Raw genomic sequence first — 15,452 nt, 5'->3', positions numbered from 1 at the left:
GTGAGCCGTGGAGGCGGGCAGTGTCGAGCGCAGCCGAGTACGAGGCGGTGGATGCCACCGCCATGGGGGCAGTGGAGGCCGGAGCGGCGCGGGCCGCGGACGCGGCGCCGGGCGGGCGCATCGGGGTGCAGGGCGCCCCTGTCCCCGCGCCGGCGCACGTACCCGCGCCGGCGGCCGATCCCGGGCCCGCGGCCCCGCCGGCGACGGCGGTGGCGCCGGGTCCGGAGCCGGCCCTGCGGGCGGCGCGGGCAGCGGCGGGGCCCCCGGTGTGGCCGGGGTCCTCGCACCCGCTGGGAGCCCGGTTTCGCACCGGTCCGGACGGCACGGCCGGCACCAACTTCGCGCTGTGGGCGCAGGGCGCGGAGGCGGTGGAGGTGTGCCTGTTCGACGCCGACGGCGCGGAGACCCGCTGCGCGCTGACCGAGCTCACGCACGAGATCTGGCACGGCTTCCTGCCCGGTGTGCGGCCCGGGCAGCGGTACGGGTTCCGGGTGCACGGCCGCTGGGACCCCTGGACGGGGGCCCGGTTCAATCCGGCGAAGCTGCTGCTGGACCCGTACGCGCGGGCCGTCGACGGTGAGTTCTCGCTGCCCCCCGAGGTGTACGGACACGTCCGCGACTGGCCGCAGCAGTACATCGCGGACACCGTGCGCGACGACCGCGACTCGGCCCCGTTCGTGCCGAAGGGGGTCGTGGTCCACGATGACGACGACTGGGCGGACGACGTCCGGCCGAAGACGCCGTGGGCGGACTCGGTCATCTACGAGCTGCACGTGCGCGGGTTCACGATGCGCCACCCGGGGGTGCCCGAGGAGCTGCGCGGGACGTACGCGGGCCTGGCCCATCCGGCGGCCGTCGAGCACCTGGTCCGGCTGGGGGTGACGGCGGTCGAGCTGCTGCCGGTGCACCAGTTCGCGCACGAGGACCACCTGCTGCGCCGGGGCCTGCGCAACTACTGGGGCTACAACTCGATCGGCTACTTCGCCCCGCACGCGGGGTACTCCTCGTCCGGTACGGCCGGGCAGCAGGTCGGCGAGTTCAAGCGGATGGTGCGGGCCCTGCACGCGGCCGGGATCGAGGTCATCCTCGACGTGGTCTACAACCACACGGCGGAGGCGGGCGAGCTGGGCCCGACGCTGTCGCTGCGCGGGACCGACAACCGGGGCTACTACCGGCTCCAGTCCGACCAGCGGCGCTACGCCGACTACACGGGCTGCGGGAACACCCTGCACGCGGGGCGGCCGCACGTGCTGCGGCTGATCACCGACTCGCTGCGGTACTGGGTGACCGAGATGGGGGTCGACGGCTTCCGCTTCGACCTGGCGGCGGCGCTGGCCCGGTCGATGCACGACGTGGACATGCTCTCGCCGTTCCTGGCGGTGATCGCGCAGGACCCGGTGCTGCGGCGGGTGAAGCTGATCGCCGAGCCGTGGGACGTGGGCTCGGGCGGCTACCAGGTGGGGGCCTTCCCCCCGCTGTGGACGGAGTGGAACGACCGCTACCGGGATGCCGTGCGGGACTTCTGGCGGGGCGCGCTGCCCGACGTACGGGACCTGGGGTACCGGCTGTCGGGGTCGAGCGACCTGTACGCGTGGGGTGGGCGGCGGCCGTACGCCTCGGTGAACTTCGTGACCGCCCACGACGGCTTCACGCTGCGGGACCTGGTGAGCTACGAGCGCAAGCACAACGAGGCCAACGGGGAGGCGGGCCGGGACGGGACGAACGACAACCGGTCGTGGAACTGCGGGGCCGAGGGCGAGACGGACGACGCCCGGATCGGGGCGCTGCGGCGGCGGCAGCTGCGGAACCTGCTGACGACGCTGCTGCTGTCGACCGGGGTGCCGATGCTGGTGGCGGGCGACGAGTTCGGGCGGACGCAAGGGGGCAACAACAACGCGTACTGCCAGGACAACGAGACGGGTTGGGTGGACTGGTCGCTGCTGGGCGATCCGGCGTGGCGGGAGCTGTGCACGCTGACCGCGCGGCTGGTGGCGCTGCGCCAGGAGCATCCGGTGCTGCGCCGGCGGGCGTTCTTCTCGGGGCGGCCGCAGGGCGCCGACGGGCTGCGGGACCTGGCCTGGTTCACCCCGGCGGGCACGGAGATGACGGAGCGGGACTGGTACGCGCCGGCCGCCGCGCTGGGGATGTACCTCTCGGGGCGGGACATCCCGGGCCGCGACGAGCAGGGGCGTCAGGTGACCGACGACAGCTTCCTCGCGCTGCTGCACGCCGGGGACCGGCCGCTGGCGTGGGTGCTGCCGGGGCCGCCGTGGGCGGCGGAGTACGAACTGGTGCTGGACACCGCCCGGGAGGACCAGGCCGCGGCGCCGGGGACCCGGTACCGCGGCGGGGAGACGGTGACGGTGCCGGCGCGGTCGGTGCTGCTGCTGCGGGTGGCGGGCTGAGGGGGCCGGGCCGTGGCCGCCGCGGGCGGGCGGATCGAGCGGGCGGGCGGGCGGATCGGGCGGGCGGGGCCGCTACGCCTGTTCCACGTGCAGCAGCATCCGCTTCAGCAGGGCGGACAGGGCGGCGCGTTCGGTGTCGTCGAGGGGCTCGATCATCTCCGCCTCGGCTATGCCGCGCCAGCGCATGGCCTCGATCCACCGCTTGTGGCCCTCTTCGGTGAGCTCGACGTCGACCCGGCGGCGGTCCCCCGCCGCGCGCACCCGGCGGATCAGCCCGGACTTCTCCAGGGTGTCGAGGCGGCCGGTCATGCCGGCCGGGGAGAGCAGCAGTTCGGCGGCGAGTTCGGCCGAGGGGGCCCGCCAGGGCGTGCCTCGGGAGGCGAGGCGGTGCATGGTCTCGAACTCGAACTCCTGGAGCCCGGTCTCGGCCAGGGCCCGCTCCTTGCCGTACTTGACGTGCTTGGCCAGCAGCTGGATCCGGGTGATGACCTGCTCGGTGGGCACGTCGAAGGGCACCTTGCCGCTCCAGCGGGCGATGTGCCGGTCGACCGAGTCCTCGGGGTCCACTGCGTCCATGCGGGAAGTATCGCACCCCGCACCAGATATTTCGTTGACGAATGATTCGCTGGCGAAATACTCTCGCTGGCATGACCTCGCCGATCCGGCGGCTGCTCGTCGGCCGCACCTTCGCCGCGCTCGCCTCCGCCCTCATCCCCACCACCCTCACCCTGGCCGTCGTCGGCACCGGCTCCGCCGGCGACCTGGGCATCGTGCTCGCGAGCGAGCTGCTGCCGATGCTGCTCCTGCTCCCCGTCGCCGGCGTCGCCGCCGACCGCTTCCCCGCCCGGCGGGTCGTGCTCGCCGCCGACCTGGTGCGCGCGGCCGCGCAGGCCGCGACCGGGCTCCTGCTGCTGGCCGGCCCGGTGCACATCGGTGCGCTCGCGGCGCTGGCCGCGGTCACCGGGGCCGGCGTCGCCTTCGGCAACCCCTCGGCCCGCACCCTCGTCGCCGCCGTCGTCCCCGCGCCGGACCGGCTGAAGGTCAACGCCCGGCTCGGGGTGGCGGGCGGCCTCGCCCAGATCGCGGGACCGGCCGCCGCGGGCGCGATGATGCTGGCCCTCGGGGCCGGCTGGTCCTCCCTGCTCACCGCCGCGCTGTTCGCCGGCTCCGCGCTCACCCTGGGCGGGCTGCGCACCGCGCCAGCGCCCGGCGGCCGCATCCGGGCCGGCTTCGGCGCCGAACTGCGCGAGGGCTGGGCCGAGGCCCGGCGGCACCCCTGGTTCCTGGCCAACGTGCTCGCCCACGGGGTCTGGCACCTGGCGGCCGGGCTGCTACTGACCCTCGGGCCGCTGATCGCCGTCGAGAGCCTGGGCGGGGCGACCTCCTGGGTGGTCATCGCCCAGGTGGGCACGGCCGGTCTGCTGGCCGGGGTGTGGGCGGCCGGCCGGCTGCCGATCCGCCGCCCGCTGCACGGCGTGGCCGTCGGGGCTGCGGCGCAGGCCCTGCCGCTCGCCGCGTTCGCCCTGCGGCTGCCGGTGGGGGTGACGGCGGCCGCGTACTTCGCCGCGATGTTCGGCCTCGGGGTGCTCAGCCCGCTGTGGGAGACCGAGATGCAGCGCCGGATCCCGCTGGAGGCGCTCGGCCGGGTCGGCTCCTTCGACACCCTCATCTCCTTCGCCGCCCGCCCGCTCGGGCTCGCGGTGGCCGCGCCGCTCGCCGCGGCGACCGGGACCGCGGCGCCGCTGCTGGTCGCGGCCGTCCTCAGCGCCGCCGCCAACCTCGGGGTGCTGCTGCTTCCGGACGTCCGCCGGCAAGCGAAACGGGAGCCCGTCCCCGTCCTGCAATGATGTGGCCTTCGTACACACGTGCATCACCCGTGCACGTGTGCCCTCGTACGGATCAGGGGTACGCATGGCGAGTGTCGGAGTCGCGCTGCGGGAGCTGCGCGGGGCGCAGAAGTCGGCGAAGGGGGTCTCGCTCTACTCGCGCTACGTCAACCGGCCCGCCGGGCGGTACCTGGCGGCCGGCTCGTACGGGCTCGGGCTGACGCCGAACCAGGTGACGCTGGTCAGCGCCCTCTTCAGCTTCGCCGCCGTGGCCGCCGTGGCCCTCGCCGCGCCCTCCTGGGGGCTGGGGGCCGCGGTGTGGGCCGCGCTCGCCGTCGGCTTCGCCTTCGACTCCGCCGACGGGCAGCTGGCGCGGCTGCGCGGGGGCGGCAGTGCGGCCGGCGAGTGGCTCGACCACGTCGTGGACTGCGCGAAGCTGACCGCCCTGCACACCTGCGTGCTGATCGCCTTCCACCGCTTCCCCGAGGCGTACGGGACGGGCTCGGACGGCTGGCTGCTGGTGCCGCTGGGCTTCCAGTTCGCCGCGGTCGTCACCTTCTTCGGAGGGTTGCTGACCGAGAAGCTCAAGCCCAGGCCCGCTCCGGGGAGCCCGGCCGCCGCTCCGTCGACGCTGCGCGCGGTGGCGCTGCTGCCCGTGGACTACGGGGTGTTCTGCCTGGTGTTCCTGCTGCTGGGCGGCGGCGGGCTGTTCCGCTGGGCGTACGCGGGCCTGGGGGCGGTCGCCGCGCTGTTCCTGGTGGCGTTCCTCGTGAAGTGGTTCCGGGAGCTCAGCGCCGTTCCGCGGTGAGCGGCTGCTCCGCGGGCGGCGCGGCCAGTGCGTCCAGCGCCCGGCGCAGCTGGGTGCTGGAGGTGTGCACGGTGTACGGGAAGTAGACGACGTCGACGCCGACGGCGGCGAAGTCCCGCTCCAGCTTGTCGCCCTTGGCGGTGCCCCGCCAGTCGTCGCCCTTGAAGATGACGTCGAAGCGGACCTGCTTCCAGGTCTCCACCTTGTCGGGGACCGTCTCGACGAACGCGGCGTCGACGTACTTCACGCTGCGGACGATCTCCAGCCGCTCGACGAGCGGGATCATCGGGCGGCGCTCCTTGGCGAGTTCGGCCATCTCGTCGGAGACGACTCCGGCCACCAGGTAGTCGCACTGGCTGCGGGCGTGCCGAAGGATGTTGAGGTGTCCGATGTGGAACAGGTCGTAGGCGCCGGGCGCATAGCCCACCCGGTACGGTCTGCGCGGCCGCGCGGCGAGCTCGGTCAAGTCCCGCTCCGTCATGTGTTACCCCCCAGCAACCACACCCCCCGGTGTGGTGGATTAGCAGACAATAGCGTGCACGTTCACTGGCGTGCCGGTGAACGAATAGGGTGACGTGCGCATCATCCTGGGGAGAAGGGGACCTCACGTGTCCACATCCGGCCACCGGCGCTTGCTGCTGGTTTCCACCAATTACGCTCCCGAGCACGCGGGGATCGGCCCGTACGCCACCCAGATCGCGGAGCACTGGGCGGAACTCGGCCATGAGACGCACGTCCTCGCCGGCATGCCGCACTACCCGTCGTGGTCGCTGGAGCCGGAGTACAGGGGGGCGCTGCAGCGCACGGAACGGCGCGCGGGGGTCATCGTGCACCGGCGTGCGCACACGGTGCCGCCCCGCCAGACCGCGGTGAAGCGGGCCCTGTTCGAAGGATCGATTCTGCTGCACGGCGCCGTCGCACCGCCCCGGATGCGGCGCCCCCACGCGGTCATGGCGCAGATGCCCAGCCTGGCCGGCGGGGTCCTCGCCGCCCGCCTCGCGGCCAAGTGGAAGGTGCCCTTCATCCCGGTCGTGCAGGACCTGATGGGCGCCGCCGCCGCACAGAGCGGCATCAGCGGCGGCGACAAGGCGGCCGTCATCGCCGGGCGCGCGGAGGCCTACGCCCTCAAGCGCGCCGCCCTCGTCGGCGTCATCCACGAGACCTTCGTCGACCGCGTCGTCGGCATGGGCGTCGACCCGAAGCGCATCCGCCTCGTGCCCAACTGGTCCCACGTGCCCCAGCCGACGCGGCCGCGCGGCGAGACCCGGCGCCACCTCGGCTGGGCCCCCGGCCAGACCGTCGTGCTGCACTCCGGCAACATGGGCCTCAAGCAGGGCCTGGAGGTGATCGTCGGCGCCGCCCGGCTCGACCCGGCCGTCCGCTTCGTCCTCATGGGCGACGGCAGCCAGCGCACCGCGCTGGAGTCCCTGTCCGCGGACGTGCCGAACCTGGACATCATCCCCCCTGCCGCCGACGGAGAGTTCCCGGATATCCTCGCGGCGGCGGACGTCCTCGCCGTGACGCAGCACGCGGCCGTGCTCGACATGAGCGTGCCGTCCAAGCTGACCTCCTACTTCCAGGCCGGCCGGCCCGTCGTCGCCTCCGTCGCGGCGGAAGGCGGCACCGCCCAGGAGGTGGAACGTTCGGGCGCGGGGGTGCTCGTACCGCCGGAGGACCCCGAGGCGCTGCTGAAGGCCGTGCGGATCCTGGCCGAGGACCCCGAGGGCGCGGACGCGCTGGGGGCGGCCGGGCCCCGCCACGTGGCGGCCCACCTGAGCCGCGACGCGGGCCTGGCCCGCATCGACGCACTGATAGACGAAGCACTTGGGGGTCCGCAGCCGTGATCGAGACGAACCGCCCCGCAGCGGTCCCGGCCGAGGACGAACCCGACCTCCTGCGGGACCAGTTCCGCCAGCTCCTGCGCTACCGACGGCTCCTCGGCGCAGGCATCGGAATCGGCCTGCTGGGCGGTGTCTACCTCGGCATCGACACGGCCGACACCTATGTGGCGACCGCGGACGTCGTGCTGCGCGCACCCACCGACGACCCCTTCAACCCCAGCCTCGCCCCCGACAAGGCCATCAACATCGGCTCCGAGCGGCAGGTCGCCCTCTCCAGCTCCACAGCCGAGGAGGCCGCCAAGAAGCTCGGCGTCCCCGCGAAGGACCTCGCCGGCCTGCGCAGCGGCCTGCAGGTGACCAACCCGCCGCAGACCATGGTGCTCCGCTTCACCTACACCGCCTCCTCGCCCGGCCAGGCCGCGAAGCGCGCCAACGCCATGACCGACGCCTACCTGCTCAAGCGGCAGGAGTCCCTCGACGTCACCCGCGACAAGATGGTCAAGGGCTACCAGGAGCAGCGCGACCCCGTCGCCAAGAACCTCGACGAACTGGTCAAGCAGATCAACGCGATGCCGGCCGGTACGGCGCGCGACGCCGCGTACAACTCCAAGACCGACCTCCAGGGCAAGGTCAACTCCCTCAACAGCAACATCGCCAAGCTCCAGGCCCTGGACATGACCCCGGGCCGGGTCACCAGCGCCGCCACCCCGCCGAGCCACGCGGACGGCCCCGGCATCCCGATGTCGCTCGCGCTCGGCGCTGCCGTGGGCCTCGCGCTCGGCCTGCTCGCCGCCTGGGTCCGGCTCGTCTTCGACCCCGCCCCGCGCTCCGAGGGCGACGTCGCCCGGGCCCTGCGCGCCCCCGTGCTCGGCTCGCTGCCGCGGGACAAGAGCGCCGGCGGTCCGCTGCTCGCGGCGGGCGAGGAGGACCCGCGGCTCGCCGAGGAGTTCCGCTCGGTCGCCTTCCGGCTCGCCTACGACTCCCGCTTCGCCGACCGGCGCCGGCTGCTCGTGGTCGCCCCGCGCGGCAGCAGCGAGATCGCCGCCGCCGTGGCCGTGAACCTGGCCGCCTCCTTCGCGGAGACCGGCAAGGACGTCCTGCTCATCGAGGCCGACCTGCGCACGCCGGTGCTGGCCAGCCAGCTGCCCACCGACGCGGGCGGACGGCCGCGGTGGAGCCGTACGGCGGGGGCCGCGGGGCACGAGGGCCCGGCGGCCGGCGCCCCCGGCGGCGAGTCCGACTGGCCGGACGGGCGCCAGCTCGTCGTGGACGCCGGGGAGTCCGGCGCCTTCGACCTGATCCCCGGCGACCGGGTCCGCAACGTGGCACGGGCGCTGACCTCGCCGCGCGCCACCCGGCTGATCTCCGAGGCCGACTCCCCCAACTCCACCGTCGTGGTGCTCGCCCCGCCGGTGCTCTCGTACGCAGACGCGCTCGCGCTCGTCGACCGCGTCGACGGCGTCCTCGTCGTCTGCGACCCGCGCGCCGTCCACCGCACCGACCTGTCCCGGATCCGCGAGCTGATCACCGGCGCCGGGGGCACCGTGCTGGGTGCGGTGGTGCACGGGCCGCTGCCGGACGGGAAGCCGGGCCGCGGCAAGGCCAGGAGCAAGGGCGGGGGCGGAGCCGCCGCCCCGGCGCCGGTGGCAGAGCAGCCGGATGTGCACCGTCCGGTCCCGCCGCCGCAGCAGCACATACCGGGTGACGGCACCGACACCGTCGCGCTGCGCACGGTCCGCACGGGCCGCAGGTGAGCCGGCGCGGTCTCGCCGCCGTCGCCTCGGTCCTGGACCAGGCCGCCTCCAGCGCCACCAACATCCTGGTGCTGGTGCTGGCCGCCCGGCTGTCCACGGCGGCCGGGTTCGCCGACTTCTCGATGGTGTACGTGGCCTTCAGCGTGCTGCTCGGGCTGAACATCGCGTACGTCGGCCAGACGGTGGTGCTGGAGAAGGACGGGGCCCGGCTGGGCGGCGTGTGCCGCTCGGCGCTCGCCTTCACCGCGGCCGCCTCCGCGGTCGCCGGGGCCGGCCTGGCCGTCGTCGGCCTGGTCCTGCCCGGGGCCGGCGGATGGGCCTTCCTCGCGCTGGGGCTCGTACTGCCGCCGGTGCTCGTCCAGGACGGGCTGCGGTACTGCTTCTCCGCGCTGCGCCGGCCCGAGCGGGCGCTGGCCGCCGACGCGCTGCGGCTCGCGTGCGGGGTCGCTGCGCTCGCCGTGCAGCCCCAAGGGGCCGCGCCCGGGCGGCTGGTGCTGGTGTGGGGGCTCTCCGCGGTGCCCGCGATCGCGCTGGGCCTGGTGCTGCTGCGGCCGTACACGGCCGGAGCGCGGGCCGAGCTGGGGCCGTACCTGCGGCGGGGGCACCTCGGGCAGCGGTTCGTGGTGGAGTTCGCCGTCGGCAACGGCTCCAGCCAGCTGGCCGTGCTCGGGCTCGGCGTCTTCGCGACGCCCCTCGCGGTCGGTGCGCTGCGCGGTGCGACCACGGTGTTCGGGCCGCTGAACGTGCTATTCAACTCCGCAAACGCGTTCGGGCCGCCGGTGGTGGGGCGGGCCGGCGGCAAGCGGGGGGTCGTCCGGCTGACGGCCGCGATGGGCGCGGCGCTGGCGGTGGTCGGCGGGACGTGGGCGGCGGTGCTGTACGCGCTGCCGGCCGGCGCGGGCCGGGCCCTGCTGGGGGACACCTGGGAGGCCGTGACGGCGCTGCTGCCGGCCACGGGGGCGCAGTACGCGGTGATGGGCCTGGGCACCTGCGCCCTGCTCACCCTGCGGGTGCTGGCCCCGAAGGCCACCCTCTCCCTCCAACTCGCCTTCTCGCTGCTCTCGGTGGCCTTCCTGCTGGGCGGCTACGCCCTGTGCGGTGTCGGGGGCGCGGCCTGGGGCCTGGCCCTGGGCTCGGCCCTGAAGGCCGCCGCCGCCTGGACCCGCGTGGCCCGCCTCCCTGCTCCCGCGCAGCAGCCCGCGGTCTGAGGCCCCGCTGCGCCGAGCCCTCCCCGCCCCGCCCTTCTCCGCATACCGGAGCCTGCGGCCCCGGCCCCCTCGCCTCGAACGCCGGCGGGGCTGGAATCCCGACGGGCCCTCCTCGAAGTCACGGCGCTCACGAATACGCTCGGTTGTTCGACGGAAACCTGGACGACGCGGGGAGAGTGTTGCGGTGAATGACACGAGGAACGTGAGCCGGCAGCGCGGCGGAGGCGCCTCTCATCGGATCGGCGCCGTCGTGTGCGCCCTCTTTCTGGCTTCGGGCAACCTGGCGACCGGCTATCTGGCCCTGCTCGCCTATGCGGCGGAACCAGCGGGTCCCTGGGACAGTGAGACCGTCGCCCACTCCGGCTTCGCGGCCGGCCTGGCGCTCGCCCTGGCCTTCGTGACCGCCGTACTCACGTGGGTGTCCGTGAAGGCTGAGTGGCTGGACAGGTGGTGGTTCACCGTGCCTGCGGTGCCGGCCCTTGCCGCGCTCCTGCGTCTGACTCTGCTCGCGCCTGCCCTTTGAGGGCCGAGCCGGCCTGCGTCCCACAGTGGGTGGGGCCACCCCTCGGACGCCGCCGGGCCCATTCAGCCCCGCCGGCGATTGATCCCCGCCGGCGTTTGAGGCGCGGGGGCGCGGGGCGGAGCCGCCCCAGCGGAGCGTACCCGCCCCGCGGCCCGGGCGGGGTCAGCGGAGGGTGGTGGAGGTGTCCGTGCGGTGGGTGGCTATCAGGGCCAGGCAGAGGGCGGCTATCGCCACGCGGCCGGAGGCCTGGAGCAGCGGGCCGCGCAGGAGGATGAACGAGTAGCCGGCCACCAGCGGGACGACCACCGAGATCAGGCTGCCGGGAGGCGAGCGGCGGGTGGCGCGCTTGGCGTAGCGGCGGTCGACGCGGGCCGACGCGTAGCCGATGGCCAGGAGGCCGGCCCCCATGCCCAGCGGGCCGAAGTCGAGCCACAGTTCGGCCCAGACCGGGGACGAGAGGTTGGTGTTGACCGTGCCCATCCACTGGCCCACCATCACGCCCGTGTCCCGCGGCTTGCCCGGCCATACCGAGCGCGGCACCGCGAAGAGCACGGATCCGGCCAGCTGGCGGCCGTAGAAGTGGCCGGGGCCGGAGTTCGAGAAGGTGATGGTGTTGGCGAACATGCCGATCTGGTCGTAGTCCTTCAGAGCCAGCGGCTCCAGGAACGACGTGGTCTCCACCGGCTTGTAGTTCTTCTCGTCGTAGCGGAAGCGGTCCGCGAAGGGGAAGACGAGCAGCGCGACCACCACGGCCATCGACAGGGCCACCCGGTACATCGCCGCGCTCACCGGGAAGACGGTGAACAGCATCGCGAACATGACCGTCAGGAACCAGTAGCGGGGGTTCGAGATCGGGTTGTTGACCACCAGGTTCAGCCCGCACAGCGCCGCCCACGTGAGCAGGATCGACACCTTGCGCCGGGCGTACTTCGAGGTGATCAGCCACCGTGTGTACAGCAGCCAGGCGAGCAGCGCCGGCACGGTGCCGAAGCCGCGCAGGAGGGCCTGGCCGGCCTGGCCGTCGCCGTTGGAGACGCCCGCCTCCTGGATGCCCGCGATGATCTCCTGCCGGCTGGAGAAGAACACCGCCGGGCCGCCGAGCTTCACGATGAACGCCGCGCTGCACAAGAAGGCCAGCACCGTGAGGAGTTGCAGGCGGCGCCGGTGCGCCATGACGGGCCGGCGCTCCTTGCGGGAGCCCCCGGCGCGCCCGGCCGGCCGGTGGCGGGCCAGCAGCACGCCGACGTCGTACGCGGTGCAGCCGAGCAGGACCAGCCCGATGGCGACGGTGAGGTCGGAGCGGGGGCCGACCACCGGGGTCGGGACCCGCCCCAACACGGCCTGGGCGAGCGGGGCGACGCCCATCGCCATGTAGACGAACAGCCAGAAGGACCCCTGCAGGAGTTTGCGGCGGCTGGTCAGCACCATCGCGGAGAGCCGGGCGCCCGCGTACATGGTGAGCAGCAGCTGCAGCCAGAAGGCGGCGTCGCGCTGGCCGTCGCCGGACTGGCCGGCGACGAACAGCGGCAGGAAGACGGTGAATCCGAGGATCAGCGGGACGGACAGGGCCCGCGAGAGCAGGGTGCGCGGGGTGGTGACCCGGCCCCAGCGGTCGGGGTCGTCGCCGTCGGGCAGTTCGGGCCGGAAGGCGGCGGCGAGGGGTTTGCGTATGTCCGTTGCCACTGCAGCCCCCACCCCTGTGCCTGATCCGCGCGCAGTCTAGTCTGAGCGGGCGGCCCCCGGGGAGGCGCGGCCGGGGGCGAACGACGAGGGGCGAGCGAGCGTTGCGTGATCTTCCTTCCTTCACGCTGGCCGGGTACGACAAGGGGCGCGGACTGCTGATGCAGGCGCTCTGGTTCGCGGTGATGAACACGCTCTTCATGGCGTGGTTCTGCCCGGCCCGGCTGCGGGTGGCGCTGCTGCGGGCGTTCGGCGCGCGGATCGGCGAGGGCGTGCTGATCCGGCACCGGGTGCGGGTGTTGTGGCCGTGGAAGCTGACCGTCGGCGACCACACGTGGATCGGCGAGGGCGCCTGGCTGCTGAACCTGGAGCCGGTGACCATCGGTTCCCACGTGTGCATCTCGCAGGAGGCCATGCTGTGCACGGGCTCCCACGACCACCGGGCCGCCGACTTCCGCTACCGCAACGCCCCGGTCACCGTCGAGGACGGGGCGTGGGTGGCGGCCCGGGCGACGGTGCTGGCCGGGGTGACGGTGGGCCGGTGCGCGGTGGCGGGCGCCGGCGCCGTGGTCCACAGAAACCTTCCTGCACTGACCCTGCAGACCATGGACGGGCAGCGCCGCCCCGTCGAGGAGCCCACGTGAGAGTCCTGCACGCGGTCACGCTGCACTCCCCCTCGCACGCGTTCGGCGGGCCGGTGCGGGTCGCGCTCAACCTGGCGAAGGGGCTGCGGGCCCGCGGCCACGAGGCGGGCCTGCTGGCCCTCGGGGAGGGCTTCGGCGAGCCGTGGCCGACCTCCGTCGAAGGGGTCCCGGCGAAGCTGTTCCCGGCCCGCCGGCTGCTCCCTCTGGGCTTCAGCGGCATCACCTCGCCGGCCCTGCTGGCCTCGGCGGGCCGGCTCGTACGGGAGGCGGACGTGGTCCACGTCCACCTGGCCCGGGACTTGGTGACCCTGCCGGTGGCCCTGGCCGCGCTGCGGGCCGGCCGGCCCCTGGTGCTCCAGACCCACGGCATGGTGGACCCCAGCGAGAAGCTGCTGGCCAAGGTGCTCGACGCGGTGGCCGTACGCCGGCTGCTGCGCGGCGCGGACCGCGTGCTGTACCTGACGCCGCACGAGCGCGAGGGCCTCGACGCCGTCGTGGGCGCCCCGCTGCCGGGGGCGGTCCGGCTGGTCAACGGCACCCCGGCGGTGGAGGGCGGGCGCCCGGACGTGGCCGGCCCGCCGCGGATCCTGTACTCGGCGCGGCTCCAGGCCCGCAAGCGCCCGGTGGACTTCGTGGACGCGGCCCCGGCGGTCCTGGCGGCGCACCCGGACGCGCAGTTCGTGGTGGCCGGGCCCGACGAGGGCGAACGGGCCGCGGTCCTGGCCCGGATCGCGGAACTGGGGCTGGCGGACCGCTTCACCGTCCCCGGCCCCCTGTCGGGCGACGGGGTGCAGGAGGAGCTGCGGCGGGCCCACGTGTACGTACTGCCGTCGGTGGACGAGCCGTTCCCGATGTCGGTGCTGGAGGCCCTCGCGGTGGGCGTGCCGTCGGTGGTGACCCACTCCAACGGCCTGGCCCGGGACATCGCCGCCGCCGGGGCCGGCCGGGCCGTCGAGCCGGGGGCGGCGGGGGTGGCCGCGGCCGTCCTGGAGCTGCTGGACCCCAAGGCCAACGCGGCCGCGTCCGAGGCGGCGCGCGCCCTGGCCGCGCAGTCCTTCTCGATGGACGCCGTCCTCGACACCCTGCTGCCCGTCTACGAGGCGGCCCTGCGCCGCTGAACCGGCCGCTGTCAGTGGGCCGCCGTAGCCTCGGTGCATGGGGATCTACGTGGTCGACGTGGCGGCCGAGGACTGGGCCGACGGCGAGGTCTGCGCGCCGCTCGCCGCCGCGCTCGGGGAGGAGCTGGCCCGGCGGGGGCTCGGCGGGTTCACGCCGCCGGCGCGGCAGGCCGCCCGGGGTGGGGACCGGCCGGTCCTCCGGTCCGGGTGGTCCGCGCCGTTCGGGCGGCTCGGCTGCCCCGTCGCCCGGCCCGAGGCGCCTGGGGCTGCCGAAGCGTTCGAGGAGAAGGTGAACCGGCCGTACGACGCCTTCGAGGCGCTGTGCCGGGACCAGGCCGACGGGCAGCAGTGCCACGACGCCCTGCTCGACTGGGATGTGCTGATACCCGTCGACTTCGACGGCGTGCTCGTCCTGCCCGTGTCCGCCGTGCTCGGCGGGGACCCGGCCCGGGTCCGCAGCGCACACCGCGCCGCCGAGGCGGGCCGGCGGCTGGCCGCCGTGATCGGCCTGCCGGACGCGGTGCCCCGGGACGGCGGCAACCTCGCCCTCACGAACTGGTTCTCCGGGCCGGCCGTGCGGGAGGCCGCGCAGCGGTGGCCGGGGGCGTGGCGGGAGCAGCCGGACGCGGCGTACTTCACCGCGCTGTACCTGGGCGCCGCCGAGCACGCCCTGCGCCGCGGCTGCGCCATCGCGTACAGCTGATGCCGCGGCGCGGCCGCCTCCCGCTGCGCGGAGCCGTTCCCCTCCCCGCCCCTTCCCGAAACCGGGGCTCCGCCCCCGGACCCCGTCCGCCTCAAGCGCCGGCGGGGCTGGGTGAGGCGCGGCTCAAAGATCGGGGCTCCGCCCCGGACCCCGCGCCTCACACGTCGGCGAGGCTGAAGGATGCCGGCGGGGCCGTATGCGGAACGCCCCCGGCGGCGGGGCGGCCGTCGGGGGCGTTCTGGGGTCGGGGTTACGCCGGGAGCCAGGCGTAGCAGCCCGTGGAGGTGAAGTCCGTGGTGCCTGCGGGGATCGTGGCCGTGATCTTGTCGCCCGGCTTCGGCGGGGATTCCGGGCCCGAGGCCAGGACTGCGCCGTCCTTGCCCTTGGCCTCCCACGTACAGGCGGGGCTCTGGGTCAGCGCCCGGTAGGTGCCCGGGGCGGGGGCCGGGCGGGGGCCGTCGGGGAACCCCTTCGCCGCCGCGTCCAGGATCGGCTTCTGCTCCGGGCACAGGTACGGGACGGCGTCCTTCGCGCCCGGGATCTCCCCGGCGATGACGGCCCCCGTGGCCGCGTCCTTGTCCCGCTTGGCGGTGCGCTCCACCCGCTGGCAGGACTCCTGCCCGGTCTGCAGGACCGCCGCCGGGTCCATCTTCTCCGGGACCCGCCCGCTGAGGTACTGCTTCTCGTTCGGCTTGAAGCTGCCCGTCTTCGGGGTGAGCTTCGCGTCCGGGAGGACGGGGCCGGTCGGCTTCGCCGCGGGCGCCGTGGGCGCCGCGGTGGCGTCCGCCGGGTCCGGGGCCGAGGACGAGGCCGGCGGCTTCGGCTTGGCGGCGGCGGCGGACGGGCCGCCGCCCGAGCTGCAGGCGGTGAGGGTCAGGGCTGCGGCCAGCAGGACAGCAGCCGCGGCGGGGCGTCGGTACATCAGTGGGGCTCCCGTACGGG

14 protein-coding genes are annotated in these 15,452 nt (G+C 74.7%); 10 read left to right on the top strand and 4 right to left on the bottom strand.

The genetic code is table 11. The features are described 5' to 3' along the window. Window positions 1–20 precede the first annotated feature (20 nt). Window positions 21–2,405: a glycogen debranching protein GlgX gene (glgX, locus tag AB0F11_RS00335; protein WP_362166539.1), complete on the top strand. Its 2,385-nt coding sequence runs from the start codon at window positions 21–23 to the stop codon at window positions 2,403–2,405. Window positions 2,406–2,477: 72 nt separating this feature from the next. Here the strand turns inward: glgX and AB0F11_RS00330 are convergent, their stop codons facing one another. Further along, complete coding sequence (locus AB0F11_RS00330) at window positions 2,478–2,981, bottom strand: MarR family transcriptional regulator (RefSeq protein WP_362166537.1); 504 nt, start codon at window positions 2,979–2,981, stop codon at window positions 2,478–2,480. A gap of 71 nt (window positions 2,982–3,052) precedes the next feature. On the opposite strand from AB0F11_RS00330, the gene AB0F11_RS00325 reads away from it, so the two are divergent. Then, window positions 3,053–4,252 carry an MFS transporter gene (locus tag AB0F11_RS00325; RefSeq protein ID WP_362166535.1) on the top strand — a complete coding sequence of 400 codons (1,200 nt, stop codon included), beginning with the start codon at window positions 3,053–3,055 and terminating at the stop codon, window positions 4,250–4,252. Window positions 4,253–4,316: 64 nt separating this feature from the next. After that, the gene (locus AB0F11_RS00320) at window positions 4,317–5,039 is read left to right on the top strand and encodes a CDP-alcohol phosphatidyltransferase family protein (RefSeq protein WP_362166532.1); all 723 of its coding nucleotides are present in this window, start codon (window positions 4,317–4,319) and stop codon (window positions 5,037–5,039) included. Here the strand turns inward: AB0F11_RS00320 and AB0F11_RS00315 are convergent. Further along, complete coding sequence (locus AB0F11_RS00315; RefSeq protein ID WP_362166530.1) at window positions 5,020–5,505, bottom strand: adenylyltransferase/cytidyltransferase family protein; 486 nt, start codon at window positions 5,503–5,505, stop codon at window positions 5,020–5,022. The genes AB0F11_RS00320 and AB0F11_RS00315 overlap by 20 nt on opposite strands. Window positions 5,506–5,677: 172 nt before the next feature. On the opposite strand from AB0F11_RS00315, the gene AB0F11_RS00310 reads away from it, so the two are divergent. The 4 genes from AB0F11_RS00310 to AB0F11_RS00295 all read left to right on the top strand — a co-directional run bounded on the left by AB0F11_RS00310 (window position 5,678) and on the right by AB0F11_RS00295 (window position 10,365). Next, entirely contained in the window at window positions 5,678–6,883 is a 1,206-nt protein-coding gene (locus tag AB0F11_RS00310; RefSeq protein WP_362166776.1) for a glycosyltransferase, read from the top strand. Next, window positions 6,880–8,634, top strand: a complete 1,755-nt coding sequence (locus AB0F11_RS00305; RefSeq protein ID WP_362166528.1) for a lipopolysaccharide biosynthesis protein — start codon at window positions 6,880–6,882, stop codon at window positions 8,632–8,634. Before AB0F11_RS00310 ends, AB0F11_RS00305 begins: the two co-directional genes overlap by 4 nt. Then, window positions 8,631–9,842 carry a hypothetical protein gene (locus AB0F11_RS00300; protein ID WP_362166526.1) on the top strand — a complete coding sequence of 404 codons (1,212 nt, stop codon included), beginning with the start codon at window positions 8,631–8,633 and terminating at the stop codon, window positions 9,840–9,842. Before AB0F11_RS00305 ends, AB0F11_RS00300 begins: the two co-directional genes overlap by 4 nt. A gap of 184 nt (window positions 9,843–10,026) precedes the next feature. Continuing rightward, window positions 10,027–10,365 carry a hypothetical protein gene (locus tag AB0F11_RS00295; protein ID WP_362166524.1) on the top strand — a complete coding sequence of 113 codons (339 nt, stop codon included), beginning with the start codon at window positions 10,027–10,029 and terminating at the stop codon, window positions 10,363–10,365. A 162-nt stretch (window positions 10,366–10,527) separates the two neighbouring features. On the opposite strand, the gene AB0F11_RS00290 is transcribed toward AB0F11_RS00295, so the two are convergent. Further along, window positions 10,528–12,000, bottom strand: a complete 1,473-nt coding sequence (locus AB0F11_RS00290) for a hypothetical protein (protein WP_362166773.1) — start codon at window positions 11,998–12,000, stop codon at window positions 10,528–10,530. Between the two features lie 206 nt (window positions 12,001–12,206). On the opposite strand from AB0F11_RS00290, the gene AB0F11_RS00285 reads away from it, so the two are divergent. From AB0F11_RS00285 to AB0F11_RS00275, 3 genes are read left to right on the top strand one after another with little or no spacing between them, the layout of a single operon-like run. Next, window positions 12,207–12,689, top strand: coding sequence for a putative colanic acid biosynthesis acetyltransferase (locus tag AB0F11_RS00285; protein WP_362166771.1), 483 nt, complete (start codon window positions 12,207–12,209; stop codon window positions 12,687–12,689). Beyond that, window positions 12,686–13,807, top strand: a complete 1,122-nt coding sequence (locus AB0F11_RS00280) for a glycosyltransferase (RefSeq protein WP_362166522.1) — start codon at window positions 12,686–12,688, stop codon at window positions 13,805–13,807. Before AB0F11_RS00285 ends, AB0F11_RS00280 begins: the two co-directional genes overlap by 4 nt. Before the next feature lie 37 nt (window positions 13,808–13,844). Continuing rightward, entirely contained in the window at window positions 13,845–14,510 is a 666-nt protein-coding gene (locus AB0F11_RS00275) for a hypothetical protein (RefSeq protein WP_362166520.1), read from the top strand. A 250-nt stretch (window positions 14,511–14,760) separates the two neighbouring features. On the opposite strand, the gene AB0F11_RS00270 is transcribed toward AB0F11_RS00275, so the two are convergent. Continuing rightward, window positions 14,761–15,432 carry a hypothetical protein gene (locus tag AB0F11_RS00270; RefSeq protein WP_362166518.1) on the bottom strand — a complete coding sequence of 224 codons (672 nt, stop codon included), beginning with the start codon at window positions 15,430–15,432 and terminating at the stop codon, window positions 14,761–14,763. Window positions 15,433–15,452 lie beyond the last annotated feature (20 nt).

Source organism: Streptomyces sp. NPDC032472 (assembly GCF_040636955.1).
GTDB lineage: Bacteria > Actinomycetota > Actinomycetes > Streptomycetales > Streptomycetaceae > Streptomyces.
The sequence above is the reverse complement of the archived record's forward strand: the minus strand, read 5'-3'. Positions and strand labels throughout refer to the sequence as shown.